This is a genomic window from Roseivivax halotolerans (assembly GCF_900115815.1).
Taxonomy (GTDB): Bacteria; Pseudomonadota; Alphaproteobacteria; order Rhodobacterales; family Rhodobacteraceae; genus Roseivivax; species Roseivivax halotolerans.
Window position 1 is genome coordinate 131177 of record NZ_FOXV01000007.1, and the last position, 14440, is coordinate 145616.

General features: G+C 63.3%; 13 protein-coding genes. 7 read left to right on the plus strand and 6 right to left on the minus strand.

Going from position 1 to position 14440, the window contains the following annotated elements; genetic code table 11:
• Nucleotides 1-16: 16 nt before the first annotated feature.
• Together BM171_RS11320 and BM171_RS11325 are read right to left on the minus strand one after the other, a co-directional pair.
• Nucleotides 17-1765: a capsule biosynthesis protein gene (locus tag BM171_RS11320; RefSeq protein WP_093012082.1), complete on the minus strand. Its 1749-nt coding sequence runs from the start codon at nt 1763-1765 to the stop codon at nt 17-19.
• Nucleotides 1743-2402 (minus strand): ABC transporter ATP-binding protein, encoded by a 660-nt coding sequence (locus tag BM171_RS11325; RefSeq protein ID WP_093012085.1) that lies wholly within the window; start codon nt 2400-2402, stop codon nt 1743-1745. Before BM171_RS11325 ends, BM171_RS11320 begins: the two co-directional genes overlap by 23 nt.
• A 237-nt stretch (nt 2403-2639) precedes the next feature.
• Here BM171_RS11325 and BM171_RS11330 point away from each other — a divergent pair, with 237 nt between their 5' ends.
• The gene (locus BM171_RS11330) at nt 2640-3422 is read left to right on the plus strand and encodes an MBL fold metallo-hydrolase (RefSeq protein ID WP_093012088.1); all 783 of its coding nucleotides are present in this window, start codon (nt 2640-2642) and stop codon (nt 3420-3422) included.
• Nucleotides 3423-3474: 52 nt separating this feature from the next.
• Here the strand turns inward: BM171_RS11330 and BM171_RS11335 are convergent, their stop codons facing one another.
• The 3 genes from BM171_RS11335 to doeA are packed head-to-tail and all read right to left on the minus strand — an operon-like array spanning nt 3475 to nt 6472.
• Nucleotides 3475-4122 (minus strand): GntR family transcriptional regulator, encoded by a 648-nt coding sequence (locus tag BM171_RS11335; RefSeq protein WP_093012091.1) that lies wholly within the window; start codon nt 4120-4122, stop codon nt 3475-3477.
• Nucleotides 4119-5279: an acetylornithine deacetylase gene (gene argE, locus BM171_RS11340; RefSeq protein ID WP_093012094.1), complete on the minus strand. Its 1161-nt coding sequence runs from the start codon at nt 5277-5279 to the stop codon at nt 4119-4121. The genes BM171_RS11335 and argE overlap by 4 nt, the downstream gene beginning before the upstream one ends.
• Entirely contained in the window at nt 5276-6472 is a 1197-nt protein-coding gene (gene doeA / locus BM171_RS11345) for an ectoine hydrolase DoeA (protein WP_093012096.1), read from the minus strand. Before doeA ends, argE begins: the two co-directional genes overlap by 4 nt.
• A gap of 435 nt (nt 6473-6907) precedes the next feature.
• Between doeA and BM171_RS11350 the strand changes: the two genes are divergently transcribed.
• The 6 genes from BM171_RS11350 to BM171_RS11375 all read left to right on the plus strand — a co-directional run bounded on the left by BM171_RS11350 (nt 6908) and on the right by BM171_RS11375 (nt 13535).
• A complete protein-coding gene (locus tag BM171_RS11350) occupies nt 6908-8008 on the plus strand; it encodes an ABC transporter ATP-binding protein (protein WP_093012358.1) in 1101 nt (366 codons plus the stop codon).
• Nucleotides 8009-8134: 126 nt separating this feature from the next.
• Nucleotides 8135-9238: an extracellular solute-binding protein gene (locus BM171_RS11355; RefSeq protein WP_093012098.1), complete on the plus strand. Its 1104-nt coding sequence runs from the start codon at nt 8135-8137 to the stop codon at nt 9236-9238.
• Between the two features lie 132 nt (nt 9239-9370).
• Nucleotides 9371-9658 (plus strand): DUF1330 domain-containing protein, encoded by a 288-nt coding sequence (locus BM171_RS11360; RefSeq protein ID WP_093012361.1) that lies wholly within the window; start codon nt 9371-9373, stop codon nt 9656-9658.
• Between the two features lie 3 nt (nt 9659-9661).
• The gene (locus BM171_RS11365) at nt 9662-11362 is read left to right on the plus strand and encodes an ABC transporter permease (protein ID WP_093012100.1); all 1701 of its coding nucleotides are present in this window, start codon (nt 9662-9664) and stop codon (nt 11360-11362) included.
• Between the two features lie 3 nt (nt 11363-11365).
• Nucleotides 11366-12556: an ABC transporter permease gene (locus BM171_RS11370; protein ID WP_093012103.1), complete on the plus strand. Its 1191-nt coding sequence runs from the start codon at nt 11366-11368 to the stop codon at nt 12554-12556.
• Between the two features lies 1 nt (nt 12557).
• Entirely contained in the window at nt 12558-13535 is a 978-nt protein-coding gene (locus BM171_RS11375) for an App1 family protein phosphatidate phosphatase (RefSeq protein WP_093012106.1), read from the plus strand.
• On the opposite strand, the gene BM171_RS11380 is transcribed toward BM171_RS11375, so the two are convergent.
• Nucleotides 13532-14365: a sulfite exporter TauE/SafE family protein gene (locus BM171_RS11380; RefSeq protein WP_093012109.1), complete on the minus strand. Its 834-nt coding sequence runs from the start codon at nt 14363-14365 to the stop codon at nt 13532-13534. The genes BM171_RS11375 and BM171_RS11380 overlap by 4 nt on opposite strands.
• Nucleotides 14366-14440: the final 75 nt, after the last annotated feature.

A 14440-nucleotide genomic window follows, 5' to 3' on the forward strand; every position in this document is an offset into this window, starting at 1 on the left:
CCTAGAGGTCTTTCTCTTAGCTTGAGACCTGTTCGCGCAGGATCGATGCCGTGAGCGAGATCATCAGATAGATGCCGGCGAAGATCAGGAACGCCAGGATCGTGTTCTCGAAACTCCGCGGGTAGCTGGGATCCTCGGAGGCCACGGGCACGACGGAGGTGGTCAGGTAGCGCGCCTGGCTGTCGGCCTCGCGGCGCGCGCTTTCCAGTCGTTCGAGCGCCGATTGCAGCATCAGATCGCGCGTGGCGAGGTCCGCCTGGGCCAGCTGCGTTCGGATCGCGATCTCGGCGAGGTTGCCGTCGCCGGTCGTCTCGGTGGTCATGCGCTCGTTGAGCTGGCCGAGCATGTTGTTGATCCGCCGGATATCGCCTTCGACACCTTCAACGCGGCTCTGGTTCGGACGCGGGTTATCGAGCAGCGCTTGCCGCTGCAACTGTTTCTCCTGAAGCTGCACTTCGAGGGAGCTGATCTGGCTACGCAGGGATGCGATCTTGGCCTCGGGGTCGAGCAGCGCGTTCTCCTGCTGGAGACGCACCAGCATCTCCTGCGCGTCGACGCGCTTTTCTTCGGCTTCGGCGAGGCCCTCTTCGGCATCGACCACAGCGGTCTCGCGCTTGCGCTGGGTGAGATTGTCGACCCGCTCTTCGGCGTAGTCGATCAGCGCTTCGGAGAATTGCTTTGCGAGCAGCGGATCCGCGGCGCGGACTTCCATCCGTACGACACCCTCGGTCGGATCGTAACCGATCTCCACGTTGCGCTTGTAGACCTTGTAAGTGTCTTCCATCGACGCATCGGCATCGAGGCGCTGAATGGGGTCGATATCGTCCTGCATGAAATGCTCGCGGAACCCGACATCCTGGTCGAGCCTCAACATCGCATCCTTCGAGGAAAGGTAGGATTGCACCGCAATGGCGTCCTGGTTCGTAGCGAACTGGGTGCCCGAGAGGAGGCCGCCCATGCCGCCCGATCCGCCGCCACCGCCGTCGTTCTTCAGGATAAGGAACTCGGACTTGGTGGCATACATCGGGGTCGCCACGGCGTAGAAGTAATAGCCCGCGATGAGGGTCGGCAGCATCACGAAGAAGGCAAGGCGCGCCATCATCAGCGCGAAGCGGCGACGCCGACGCTTGCCGAGCTCGCGTTGCACCTTCGCCACTTCCATCGCGCGGCGCTCGGCGGTGCTCATTGTCTCCGTCGAGGGGACCTGCTGCTTCTTCAACGGAATCGTCTGCGGCAGTTTCACACCGTCACCGACACGGGCCGGATCGACCGGATTGGCGCGGGTCGGAAGGCCCGGCTCACCGGTGCTCTGCCCGTCGGACTCGTCGCGCCCGACGACGAGCTCGAGCATGTTGGCGCGCTGGAACGGGTCGATCCCCTTGGCGCGCAGGAGCCGCACCGCATCGAAATCCGAGGTCGGCGCGAGGCCGTGTTTCTGCGCCATGCGCCGCGCCATGCGTAGCTGCCGGCCGGTCAGACCTTCCTGGCGGATCTTCTGCATGTCCGTCTCGCCCGCGACCTGCCCGGCGCTGGATACTTCCCCCGAGCGTGGCTGAGGCGCGGAGGACGCTTCGGTCTGACGCGAGGCATCCTCGCGCGGCGCGGTCGCGCGCTGCTCGGAACTTTGCGGCGGTGCGCTCATGCGGGTCTCGGGCTGGGCGGAGGGCGGTGTGTCCTCACGACCCTGTGCAGCCTCCGGTGCCGGCTGCGCCGATCCCTCGTTCCGGCGGATGCGGAACTTCTTAGCTTTGGGTTTCGTAGTCATAGAGCCGCTTGGCCTCTTCCAGGGTATCGAACATGTGCAGGTGGCCATCCATGAGGACACCGGCCTTCTTCGCAAACTTTTCGAGCAGGGCGGGCTGGTGCGACACGATCACGAGCGTCGAGCGCTGGAGCCGTTCGGCCAGAAGGTCGCCCGCCTTCTTGTTGAATTCCACGTCGGTCGAGTTCGGCATCCCTTCGTCGATGAGATACATATCGAAGTCGAGCGCCAGAAGCAGCGAAAACGTGAAGCGGGCCTTCATGCCCGAGGAATAGGTGCCGAGCGGCTGATCGAAATACTCGCCGAGCCCGCAAACCCAGCGCGAGAATGCCTCGACGTAATCGGGATCGAGGCCGTAGATCTTCGCGATGAAACGGGAATTTTCGGCAGCCGAGATCCGGTTGACCACGCCGCCCATATACCCCAGCGGGAAGGAGATGCGGCCTTCGCGTCGGATTGCGCCCTCATCGGGCTTTTCGAGCCCGGCCATCATGTTGACGAGGGTCGTCTTGCCGGTGCCGTTCGGCGCGAGAATCCCGATCGCGTCGCCCATCTCCACGCGGAAGGACGCCTGGTTCAGGATCACCTTGTGATGCGATCCGGTCCAGAAGGATTTGCTGACGCTTTCGAACTCCAACATTGGCGCTATCCGAGACTGCTCTGCCGTTCTGCTAAGAGGCTTATGACGGCTTTGCACCACCATTGAGATGAAAATTTGGTCAGATTATGGCCCATGCAGGAAACAAAATCCAAGGTTTCAGGTGCGCTGTCTCCATTTCCGGAACCCTGCGCGACAGGCATGTGAATTGAAGCCCGCGCCGGGCGATCTACCTCCGCAGCGACGCTAGGATAAACGTCATGCAACAGGAGGTCTCCCATGACACAGACGCGCAGAACCTTCCTCGTCAGCGCCGCAGCACTCGCCGGAGGAACGACGATCATGCCCTTTGCAGCGATGGCGCAGGACCAGACGTCGAACACGTTCGAGACCGAGGCCGGCCCGGTGACGGTACACCCGGTTGAGCATGCGTCTTTCGTGCTCGAAACGCCATCCGGCACGATCTATGTCGACACGGTCGGAGATGCGGACCTGTATTCGGACTTCCCTGCGCCAGACCTCATCCTGATCACGCATGAGCATGGCGACCATTACAACGCGGAGACACTGACCGCGCTTGCGGGCGAGGAAACGCAGATCGTCACCAATCCCGCCGTGTTCGACATGCTACCCGAGGAGCTGGCCTCCAGAGCAACTTCGATGGCCAATGGCGACAGCGGCGAGATGATGGGCATCGCGATCGACGCGATCCCGGCGCACAACACCACCGAGGACCGGATGAACTTCCACCCGGAGGGCCGCGACAATGGTTACGTCCTCGATTGGGGCGGGTTTCGGATGTACATCTCCGGGGATACCGAAGTGACCGACGAGATGCGCGCGCTCGAGAATATCGACGTGGCCTTCGTCTGCATGAATCTGCCTTTCACGATGGGTGCGGAACAGGCCGCCGAGGGCGTGAACGCGTTTCAACCGGCGGTCGTCTACCCCTACCACTACCGGGGCCGCGACGGCGGCACGCAGGATCCCGAAGAATTTGCGTCGATGGTCGACGGCTCCGAGGTCCGCATGGGCGAATGGTATCCCAACGGTATGGGCTGATAGCATCGTGTTGTGACGAGCATGGCCCCCGGCTGAGTGCCCGGGGGCTTTTTTATGCCGCGGTCCGCAGGCGGCTGAAGCTCATGGAGATATGCGCCCGGCGCACGAGCGCCGCAGCCTGCACGTCGCCTGCCTCGAGGGCGGCCAGCGTCTCCCGAATCTCGGCCTCGAAACTCTCGCATTCGCGCATGAGATCGAGCTCTCCGATCCGCGCCAGCCAGATCCGCGCCGTCTTGAGGTAAAGCCGCTCTGCTACCTCGATAAGGGGGCCGTTGCCGGTCAGTCGCAGCCCGAGGCGGAAAAAGGCGGCGTTGAGTTCGGCAAAGGCGCGCGGATCCGGTGCAGCGGAGAGGCGTTCGGCGTCGGCCAGCATGTCTTCCGCGGACGCGACGATGTCTTCTGTCACGGGCCTTGGCGAGAGACGGCCGATCAGTTCGGCAAGCTCCATCCGAAGCGCGTAGATATGGGCGAGTTCCGATGGCTCCACATCGGTGACGAGAGTGCCGACACCGTGCCGCGTCTCGACGAGCCCTTCATCGGACAGACGCGCTAGAACCCGGCGAAGGGGTGTGCGAGAGACGCCGAACTCGGCCGCAAGCGCCTCCTCGCCCAGTTTTGTGCCCGGCGGATAGTCAAGCAGGCAGATCCGCGTGCGTAGCACGTCGTAAAGCTGGTGATGCCGGGTCTCCGCCTCGCTCATGCCGAAAGCTGCGCCCCTAACCCGTGCAGCATGTCGATGCATTGGCTGAGCTGCTCGCGGGTGACGAACTCGTCGGGCTTGTGGGCCTGCGCGATGGAGCCGGGACCGCAGACCACGACCGACATGCCGATCTCCTGGAAGAGGCCCGCTTCGGTGCCAAACGGCACGAGCTCGGCCTTCGTCGCGCCGGTCAGTTCCGCCATGAGATCACGCGCGGCGTTCTCGGACATCGGCTCGAGCCCCGCGACCTCGCCGATCACCTCGGTCACGATATCCGCGTCAGGATGCACCTCGCGCATCGCGGGCAGGAGATCGCGTTCGACATAGGCGCGGATATCGTCCTTCACGAACGCGGCGTCGCTGCCTTGCACGGGCCGCATCTCCCATTGCACCTCGGCCCAGCCGGGGATGACATTGTGCGCGTGCCCGCCCGCAAGACGGCCGATATTGATCGTGGTCCAGGGCGGATCGAACTTGGACGTCTCGGGCGCGCGCCCGCGCAGCTGATCGGCCAGAAGCAAAAGCCGCGTGACGTAGAGCACCGCATAGGACACCGCGTTCACGCCGCGGTCCGGGGCGGAGCCGTGCCCTTCGAGCCCGGTAAAGGTTGCGGTATATTCGCAGCAGCCCTTGTGCCCTTCGATGATCCGCATCTCCGTCGGCTCGCCCACGATGGCGATGGCGGGCCGGATCTCGCGCTCTGCAAGCTCGGGCACCAGCGCCTGCGCGCCGAGGCAGCCGACCTCCTCGTCATGGGTGAAACAGAAATGCACCGGCCGCTTCAGCGTCTTGTGCGAGAACTCCCGCGCCATCGCGAGACTCGCGGCGATGAAACCCTTCATGTCGCACGCCCCGCGCCCGTAGAGTGCATCGTCCCAGGCAGACATGCGGAAAGGATCCGTGGTCCAGTTCTGGTCGGTCACCGGCACGACGTCGGAATGCCCCGAGAGCACGACGCCGCCCGACCGCTCGGGCCCGAGCGTCGCGAAGAGATTCGCCTTCGCGCCGGTCGGATCCGCATAGACATCGACCTTCGCGCCGGCATCGTCGAGGATGTTGGCCATGTGGTCGATCAGGGCGCGGTTCGGCTCTGATGAGACCGTCGGGTGCGCGATCAGATCGGCAAGAATGGTTTCTGTGGCCCAGAGATCGCTCATGTCTTCACGAACATCTTGCGGGGCCGGTTGCAGAAGGTTTCGGCCGGACCGTCTTCGGTGATGAGAATCGACTCGGTGATCTCTAGCCCCCAATCGGCCATCCAGAGGCCGGGCATGAAGTGAAATGTCATGCCGGGTTCAAGCTCGGTCTCGTCCTCGGAGCGCAGGCTGATCGTGCGCTCGCCCCAGTCGGGCGGATAGGACAGCCCGATCGGATAACCGCAGCGCGCGCCGCGTTCGATGCCCGCGCTTTCGAGAGGCGCGGCCAGCGCATTGGCGATGTCACAGGCACGGTTGCCCGCCCGCGCCGCGTCGAGCCCGGCCTCCAGCCCTTCGACAAGCGCCGCTTCCGCGCGCTTGAAGATGTCCGACGGCTCGCCCAGAAAGATCGTCCGGCAGAACGGCGCGTGATAGCGGCGAAAACAGCCCGAGATCTCGAAGAAGGTCGCCTCGCCCTGGTTGAAGGGGCGTCCATCCCACGTGAGGTGCGGCGCGGCCGCGTCAGAGCCCGAGGGCAGCAGCGGAACGATCGCGGCATAATCGCCCCAATGGCCGTCCACACCCGACAGCGCGTCGCGATACACCTCGGCCACGACCTCGTTCTTCGGCACCCCCGGCTCGACCCGTTCGACGAGCCCGTCGATGATCTTTTCGGAGATCTTCGCCGCGCGGCGGATGAAGACGAGCTCCTCTTCCGATTTCACCGCGCGCTGCCAGTTCACGAGCGCCGTCGCGTCGATGAAGGTGGCGTCCGGCAGTTCCTCGGTCAGCGATTGGTAGGCCTTGGCCGAGAAGTAGTAATTGTCCATCTCGATGCCGATCCGCACCTTGTCGAGCCCCATGCCGATCACACGCTGGGCAAGGTCCTGCATCGGGTGTCGTTCGGTCGACTGGACGTAATTGTCGGCATAGCCGATGACGCGGTCGTCGCCCATCCAGACGGTCCGCACCGCGCCATTCGAATCCTGGTTCCTGCCCCACCAGATCGGATCCGCATCGGGAAAGACCAGGACGCCCTGGTGCACGTAGAAGGACCACCCGTCATAGCCTGTCAGCCACGCCATATTGGACGGGTCCGTGACAAGCAGAAGCTCGACGCCCGCGCGGTCCATTGCGCGCCGGGTCTTGTCGAGCCGCCGATTGTACTCGGCCTCGGAGAAAGGAAGGTCCTTCGAGAAACGGTGAAATACCATGGGCAAGCCTTTCCGAAACGGATGTCGTTACCCTGTCATCTGTGCCCCTTTGTGTACAACGGGGCCTCACCAAAAACGACATGCGCGCGCGCAATCTTGCATTTGAACGACAATTTGCTGCCGTGCTCGGCAGAGACGGGTAACTTTTTGGCAGGATGTATACATCCAAAGGCTGGGCTCCGCGCGATTCGTCCTCGCCCGATCTTCAGGCTTCCTGACGTTCTCTCGTCCTCAGTCGCGAGGAAATTTGCCCGAATCTTCGCTTTTCGCAGTTCAAATGCCGCAAATGCCTAGTGGTTGACGCGCAAAGGGCCTTCTTCTTGGGTTTCTGAGCGACCCCACGGTCAAGACAGTTGCAAGTGAGGTCCTCACCATATTTAGTTCTTCAGTGACAAGCGGAGCCATAACCGCGTGAACGACAATCAGGGAGCCGAGATGGCGCAAGCGGCTGAGACCGACTCGTTCGTAGCATTCGAGCGAGTTCAAAAAAGCTATGATGGCGAGACACTCGTCGTTAAGGACCTCAATCTCTCCATGCCGAAAGGCGAGTTTCTGACGATGCTCGGGCCTTCGGGATCGGGCAAGACAACCTGCCTGATGATGCTTGCCGGTTTCGAGACGGCAACGCATGGGGCGATCAAGCTCGACGGCGTGTCGATCAACAATATCCCGCCGCATAAACGCGGGATCGGGATGGTATTTCAGAACTACGCGCTCTTTCCGCACATGTCGGTGGCCGAGAACCTCTCCTTCCCACTGGAGGTGCGCGGCATCTCCAAGTCGGATCGCGAGGATAAGATCAATCGCGCGCTCGACATGGTGCAGATGCGTAGTTTCGCCGGCCGCCGCCCGGCCCAGCTTTCAGGTGGCCAGCAGCAGCGGATCGCGTTGGCGCGCGCGCTTGTTTTCGAGCCCGAACTGGTCCTGATGGACGAGCCGCTCGGTGCGCTCGACAAGCAGCTGCGCGAGACCCTGCAATTCGAGATCACCAACCTGGCCCACGAGCTCGGCATCACGGTGGTCTATGTCACGCACGACCAGACCGAGGCGCTGACCATGTCTGATCGCGTCGCGGTCTTCGACGACGGACGCATCCAGCAGCTCGCGCCGCCGGACGAGCTTTACGAGAGGCCGCAGAACAGCTTCGTCGCCCAGTTCATCGGCGAGAACAACACGCTCGAGGGCGTGGTCGAAAGCATCAACGGCAATCAATGCACCGTTCGGCTCGATTCCGGTGACATCATCGACGCGCTGCCGGTCAATGTCGCAAACAAGGGCGAGCGCACGGTGGTGTCGATCCGGCCCGAGCGGGTGGAGTTCAACAAGGAGCGCCTCCAGGAAGGCGCACACCTGCTGAAGGCCGAGGTCAAGGAATTCATTTACATGGGTGACATCTTCCGCACCCGCCTTTCCGTGGCGGGGAACGACGATTTCATCATCAAGACGCGAAACGCGCCCGACCAGCGGCGTCTCAAGCCTGGCGAACAGCTCGAGATCGGCTGGCTCGCCGAGGATTGCCGCGCTCTGGACGCATAAGCACCGAATACCTCGACGCGCGCCCGGATCGGGCCCGCGCGTCGGGGGTGCCATGAGGGTTCGAACGTCCGACCCGTGACGCGGGCCCCTCAAACCAAAAGACGGGCAATGACTAGGGAGACTGTAATGAAGTTCTCGAAGACACTTATGGCAACGACGGCCCTGACCGTTGCAGCCGGCGCGACCGCGTTCGCGCAGGATCAGGAAATGGTCGACAGCATGACGCTGGTCAGCTGGGGCGGTGCCTACCAGAACAGCCAGCAGCAGGCATATGTCGTACCCTACCTCGAGATGAATCCCGACGTATCCGTGAGCTGGGACGAAAGCTCCGCGGAAGCGGTCGCGCGTCTGCGCGCGATGAACGAAGCGGGCAACATCACCTGGGATCTCGTCGACGTCGTGGCTTCTGACGCCATCCGTCTCTGCGACGAAGGTCTGGCGATGGAGATCGACCACGACGAGATGCTCGAAGCCGCGCCCGACGGCACCGAAGCGTCCGACGATTTCGGCGACCTGATCGTCTCCGACTGCTACATCCCGCAGATCGTCTACTCCACGACCTTCGGCTACCGCACCGACATGGTGCCGGAAGGCGTCGAGGCCCCGAACGACATCTGCGACGTCTGGGATCTTGAAACCTATCCGGGTCAGCGCGCGCTGGAGCGTCGTCCGATCAACAACATGGAATGGGCTCTGCTCTGCGACGGTGTCGCTAAGGACGAGATCTATGACGTGCTCGCGACCGAAGAGGGCCAGGATCAGGCGCTCGCCAAGCTCGACGAGATCAAGGACCAGGTCGTGTGGTGGAACGCAGGCGCAGACACGCCGCAGCTTCTGGCCGACGGCGAAGTCTTCATGGGTTCGACCTATAACGGCCGCCTCTACTCGGCGATCGAAGAGCAGGACCAGCCCATCGGCATGATGTGGGACGCGCAGGTGTTCGACCTTGATGGCTGGATCATTCCCGAAGGTCTGCCGGAAGACCGTCTGGCACGCGTGATGGACTTCGTCCGCTTCGCGACCGACACGCAGCGTCTGGCTGATCAGGCCAACTACATCTCCTACGGTCCGGCGCGCCAGTCCTCGGCTCCGCTGGTTCCGGAGGACATGAAGCAGCACATGCCGACCGATCCGGAAAACTCGGCCAACACGTTCCTCTACAACTACGAGTTCTGGGCTGACTATCGCGACGATATCGACGCGAAGTTCCAGTCCTGGCTCGCTCAGTAAGGATGAGGTTCCGGGCGATGCGTCACAGCATGTATCGCCCGGTGTGATACCGATGGGATGCGCCGCAGAGGCGCATCCCGCCAACCAAGAACGAGCGGCAAGAAGACCGCGGCAGGGATGGGACCAAGCGACATGCCCAAGGGCTATATCATCGCACATATCACCGTTGAGGATCCGGAGGCGTATCGCGAATACGTCGAGAAGGACACGCCCATCCTCACCGGTCTCGGTGGACGCTTCATCGTTCGCGGCGGCCCGTCCGAGGTCGTCGAAGGCGCATCCCATGACCGGCACGTCGTCATCGAATTCGACGATTACGCCAGCGCAGAGCGCGCATACCGCGACCCTGATTACCAGGCTGTCGCCGATATTCGCCGCCGCACCGCGCAAAGCACAATCATCCTCGCAGAAGGGGTCTGAGCCATGAGCGACGCCAGTACCGATCCGGACAAGATCGAGGGTCCGACGCCCGACAATGCGATGCGCGCCGCCAAGGCCGCCGATGACGGTCCGATGCTCGCGGCGGACGGAACGCCGCTCAAGAAATCGCTCGCCAAATCGCTGCGGGTGCAGAAGATGCGCGCGCTTATCCTGATCGCTCCTCTTCTGATCTTCGTTCTGGTCAGCTTCATCGCGCCCATCGGCGACATGCTCTTCCGCTCGGTCGAGAACCAGATCGTCTCGGACACGCTGCCGCGCACCACCGCGCGGATCGACGAGTGGGATTCGGCATCCGGCGAGACGCCGGACGAGGCGCTCTACGAAGCACTGTTCTACGATCTCTTCGTTGCCGAGGCGCGGCGGGAACATACGCGTCTCGGCACCCGTCTCAATTACGAGATGACGGGCATGTCTTCGCTCTTCCGCCGCTCGGGCCGGAGCCTCGATGACATCTCGGACGTCTATCTCGACCAGTTCGAAGACCTCAATGAAGCCTGGGACGAGGCCCTGCCCTGGGCCGAGCTGATGGGCGATCCCGACTGGATCGCGGAGCAGCAGGCGTTCGACGAGGCTGGCGAAGACGGCCGGATGCCGCGGTTCGAACTGCGCGAGGGCGCGATCAACGAATTCCCGAACGCGGCTGCCGCCTACGAGACCTTTGCGCGTTTCTCGCAAACCGAAGAAGAAGACAGCCCGCTGGAAGAAGAGCCTTACGGACTTGTCCATGTGGCGCTTTACAAGGATCTGACCGAAAACGGCTACAGCCAGTATGACGGCCCGCGCGCGGATCTCGTGCAGGAAGCTGATGCCGCGGTCGACGGGTTCGAGAGCATCGGCTTCAAGGAAGGCATGATCGAGATCGACGAGGATTGGGGAAATCCCGAGATCTGGACCACGCTACAGATGTATTCGCCCGACTATACCACGGGCTACTTCCTGAACTCCGTGGACATGCAGAAGACCGCGGATGGTCCTGCGCTCCGCGATGCTGATGAGCGGATCTATGGCCTGTTGTTCCAGCGCACGCTCTTCATGTCGCTGGTCATCACCTTCAGCTGCATCGCGCTCGGCTATCCGGTGGCGTATCTGTTGTCGAACCTGCCGGCGCGTACGGCGAACCTCCTGATGATCCTCGTTCTGCTGCCGTTCTGGACGTCGCTTCTGGTTCGAACCTCGGCCTGGAAGGTGATGCTGCAGCAACAAGGCGTGATAAACGACGTGCTCGTCTGGCTCGGCATGATCGGCGACGGCAGCCGGCTCGTGATGATCAACAACCAGTTCGGTACGATCGTGGCCATGACCCACATCCTGCTGCCATTCATGATCCTGCCGATGTATTCGGTGATGTCGACGATCCCGCCCTCCTATGTTCGGGCGGCCAGGTCTCTTGGTGCGACGCCGACGACGGCGTTCCGGCGGGTTTACTTCCCGCAATCGATCCCGGGGATCGGCGCGGGCTCTATCCTCGTCTTCATCCTGTCGATCGGCTACTACATCACGCCCGAGATCGTCGGCGGCACCACCGGTACGTTCATCTCGAACCGGATCGCCTATCACATCTCGTCGTCTCTCAACTGGGGCCTCGCGGCGGCGCTGGGTACGATCCTGCTGGTGGTCGTGCTGGTGCTCTACTGGGCCTATGACCGCATCGTCGGCATCGACAACGTGAAACTCGGGGGCTGAGCCATGAATGACGTCGTTCTGACCGAAACCAAGGATCAGCCGCTCTGGTTCACCGCTTCCGTGATCGGCGCGGCGGGAGCCTTCTTCGGGCTCTTCGTCGGCACCGCGCAGGGCTCTGGGCTTGGCGGCGTGATCGTCGGCTTCCTGATCGCTGCCGCGCTCGGCGTCGCGGCGATCAAGCTCCTGGGCACGGAAATGGAGAAGACCTTCAAATATGGTCTGATCGCAATCTTCCTCGTCGCGGGCTTCGCCTTCGGCGGCCTCGCCGGCCTCATCGTCATGGGGCTCTTCGCGTGGTTCCTCGGCTGGTTCATCTACTGGATCGGCCGGCAACGATACCGCGAGTTCCTGCCGCCTTACCTGACCGCTCGTGAGGTCTTGTGGCATTACACCTTCCGGGTGCTCTGCGGCGCGGTGCTCGTCTTCCTCATCACCCCGATCCTCGTGGTGATGCCGCTTTCGTTCAACGCCGAGAACTTCTTCACCTTCACGCCCGAGATGCTGCGCCTCGATCCTGACGGCTACAGCCTCAGGCATTACCGCGACTTCCTGACTAACCCCGAATGGACGAACGCGGTCTGGAACTCGGTCCGGGTGGCCCCCGTCTCCACACTGATCGCGGTGACGCTGGGCACGCTCGCGGCGATCGGCCTCAGCCAGAGCCACGTTCCCGGACGGCAAGCGATCATGGCGATTCTGATCTCGCCGATGATCGTGCCGCTCATCATCTCGGCGACGGGGATGTACTTCTTCTATTCGAAGATCGGCATCGTCGGCACCTATTGGGGCGTCGTGCTCGCCCATGCGGTGCTCGGCATTCCCTTCGTCATCATCACTGTGACTGCGACGCTCGTCGGTTTCGACAAGTCGCTGGTGCGCGCCTCTGCCAATCTTGGCGCGAACCCGGTGCGGACGTTCTTCAAGGTGCAGATGCCGCTTATCCTGCCCGGCGTGATCTCCGGCGGTCTTTTCGCCTTCATCACGTCCTTCGACGAGGTGGTGGTGGTGATCTTCATCGGCTCGGCCGAGCTGCAGACGCTGCCCTGGCAGATGTTCACGGGCCTGCGGGAACAGATCTCTCCGACGATCCTCGCCGCGGCGACGATCCTCGTCTGTATCTCCATCGCGCTTCTGTCGACGGTCGAGATCCTGCGGCGTCGGTCGGAGAAACTGCGCGGGCTGAGCCCAAGCTGACATGGCGAAGGCAGCGCTCGCGAGGGTTCTTTACCCGGTCGAGCGCTGGCTCGACCGCCTCCGCCCCAAGCGGCGGACGGATAACCTCGTCATCGACCCCTATCTCGGCTACGCGACGGCCTCGGAGATCATACTCCGGGGCCGCGTCCTGACGGCCCTTCGGCGGACCAATCCGTCGCCCGAAGGGTCGTGGTGGACGAACCTTCGGCAGATGCTGTCGCTGTTCCTGACCCGCGAGGTCGCCGACATCTGCGTCACCGCTGGCGGGACCGAAGCCCGCACCGACGAGGAGGGCTATTTCGACCTGCATCTTCCGCGCGAGGATGCCGCTGCGGGCTGGGTATCGGTGCCTGTCACGGTCGAGGACGGCGAGTCGCGCGAACTGGAAGCCCTCGTTCCGCCGCATGATCCACCCTTCGCGGTGATCTCCGATATCGACGACACGGTGCTCCAAACGGGGGCCTATTCGCTTCTTCGCAACCTGTGGACGTCGCTGACCGGCAATGCGCTGACCCGCCACATCTTTCCCGATGCCGTCGCCTTGGTGCGCGGGTTCGAGGCAGCGGGCGCGCCGGTCTTCTTCGTCTCGTCCTCGCCGTGGAACCTGCACTTCTTCCTGCGCCGCATCTTCGAGCGGCACCATATGCCAAAGGCGCCGATGTTCCTGCGCGACCTCGGACTGTCGCGCACGCAGTTCATCTCGGGCACGCATGGCGACCACAAGGGCGGCTCCATCGACGTGCTGCTGGCCGCCCTGCCGGAGACGCCGTTCGTTCTGGTCGGCGATACCGGCCAGCACGATCCGCAGGTCTATCTCGACGCCGCGAAGCGACATCCGGGCCGCATTACCCGCGTGATCCTCCGCGAGCCGGGCAAAGGCGCGGGTGCCAAGGACAAGGCGGCGATGAAGGCGCTGGAAGCGATCGACGTGCGGGTGGAAAGCGCCCGGGATTTCTCGAAGATCTCGCCGGTCGGTTAAAACGCGGAGACGAGGTCCGATCCCATCCGGATCGCTGTTGCCAGGAGGAACAACCCGAAAGCGAGCCGCAAGGCGCGGCGCGGGATGGCATGGGCGATCATCACCCCGACCCGTGCGAAGGTGGTCGAAAGCGGGATGATCACCGCGGCAAGAAAGAGGTTCACATAGCCCAGTGAGAAGGGCGGCAGGCCCTCGGCGCCGAACCCGGTGGCGGCGTAGATCAGCGCGCCGGGAAGGCCGATGATGAAGCCGATCGCGGCCGAGGTGCCGACCGCCTTGCGGATGTCGTAGCCGAGAAAGCTTAGGAGGGGGACGCAGACCGTGCCGCCGCCGATCCCCATCATCGCCGAGATTGCCCCGGCGACAACGCCGAGCCCAGCCCAGACCGGGCGTGAGAAGCTGCGCGGATTGGGCTCGGGGTTCGGGCTTCGCAGGATCATGTCAGCCGCCACGGCGAGCGCGACGACCGTGAAGACGGCGATCAGGGCATAGCCCGACACGACCCCGCCCAGAATGCCGCCGATGACCACGCCAACGAGGATCGCCAGGGCCCAGAGCTTCAGCACCGAGAAGTCGATCGAGCCCTTCTTGTAATGCCCCCAGCCAGAGGAGAGCGAGGTGAAGACGATGGTCGCAAGCGAGGTGCCGACGGCCACCTGCATGATCAGCGCGGGGTCCATGTCGGTCAGTGACAACGCGATATAGAGCGCAGGGACAATGACGATGCCGCCGCCGACGCCGAGTAGGCCCGCGAGCACGCCGCCAACGACCCCGGCCCCGGCCGCGACGCCTGCCAGCGTCAGAAGCGTTGTCATGTCGAGACCGTCCATGCGTGACCTCTTGCTCTCAAGAAAAAATGCCCGCGCGAAATGGCGCGGGCTGGGCCGGTGCCGACCCTAGGCCGG

What these genes read in the sequence shown, in the direction of transcription:
- BM171_RS11320 (WP_093012082.1), bottom strand. Translation starts at nt 1,765, where the DNA reads ATGACTACGAAACCCAAAGCTAAGAAGTTCCGCATCCGCCGGAACGAG.
- BM171_RS11325 (WP_093012085.1), bottom strand. Translation starts at nt 2,402, where the DNA reads ATGTTGGAGTTCGAAAGCGTCAGCAAATCCTTCTGGACCGGATCGCAT.
- BM171_RS11330 (WP_093012088.1), top strand. Translation starts at nt 2,640, where the DNA reads ATGACACAGACGCGCAGAACCTTCCTCGTCAGCGCCGCAGCACTCGCC.
- BM171_RS11335 (WP_093012091.1), bottom strand. Translation starts at nt 4,122, where the DNA reads ATGAGCGAGGCGGAGACCCGGCATCACCAGCTTTACGACGTGCTACGC.
- argE (WP_093012094.1), bottom strand. Translation starts at nt 5,279, where the DNA reads ATGAGCGATCTCTGGGCCACAGAAACCATTCTTGCCGATCTGATCGCG.
- doeA (WP_093012096.1), bottom strand. Translation starts at nt 6,472, where the DNA reads ATGGTATTTCACCGTTTCTCGAAGGACCTTCCTTTCTCCGAGGCCGAG.
- BM171_RS11350 (WP_093012358.1), top strand. Translation starts at nt 6,908, where the DNA reads ATGGCGCAAGCGGCTGAGACCGACTCGTTCGTAGCATTCGAGCGAGTT.
- BM171_RS11355 (WP_093012098.1), top strand. Translation starts at nt 8,135, where the DNA reads ATGAAGTTCTCGAAGACACTTATGGCAACGACGGCCCTGACCGTTGCA.
- BM171_RS11360 (WP_093012361.1), top strand. Translation starts at nt 9,371, where the DNA reads ATGCCCAAGGGCTATATCATCGCACATATCACCGTTGAGGATCCGGAG.
- BM171_RS11365 (WP_093012100.1), top strand. Translation starts at nt 9,662, where the DNA reads ATGAGCGACGCCAGTACCGATCCGGACAAGATCGAGGGTCCGACGCCC.
- BM171_RS11370 (WP_093012103.1), top strand. Translation starts at nt 11,366, where the DNA reads ATGAATGACGTCGTTCTGACCGAAACCAAGGATCAGCCGCTCTGGTTC.
- BM171_RS11375 (WP_093012106.1), top strand. Translation starts at nt 12,558, where the DNA reads ATGGCGAAGGCAGCGCTCGCGAGGGTTCTTTACCCGGTCGAGCGCTGG.
- BM171_RS11380 (WP_093012109.1), bottom strand. Translation starts at nt 14,365, where the DNA reads ATGGACGGTCTCGACATGACAACGCTTCTGACGCTGGCAGGCGTCGCG.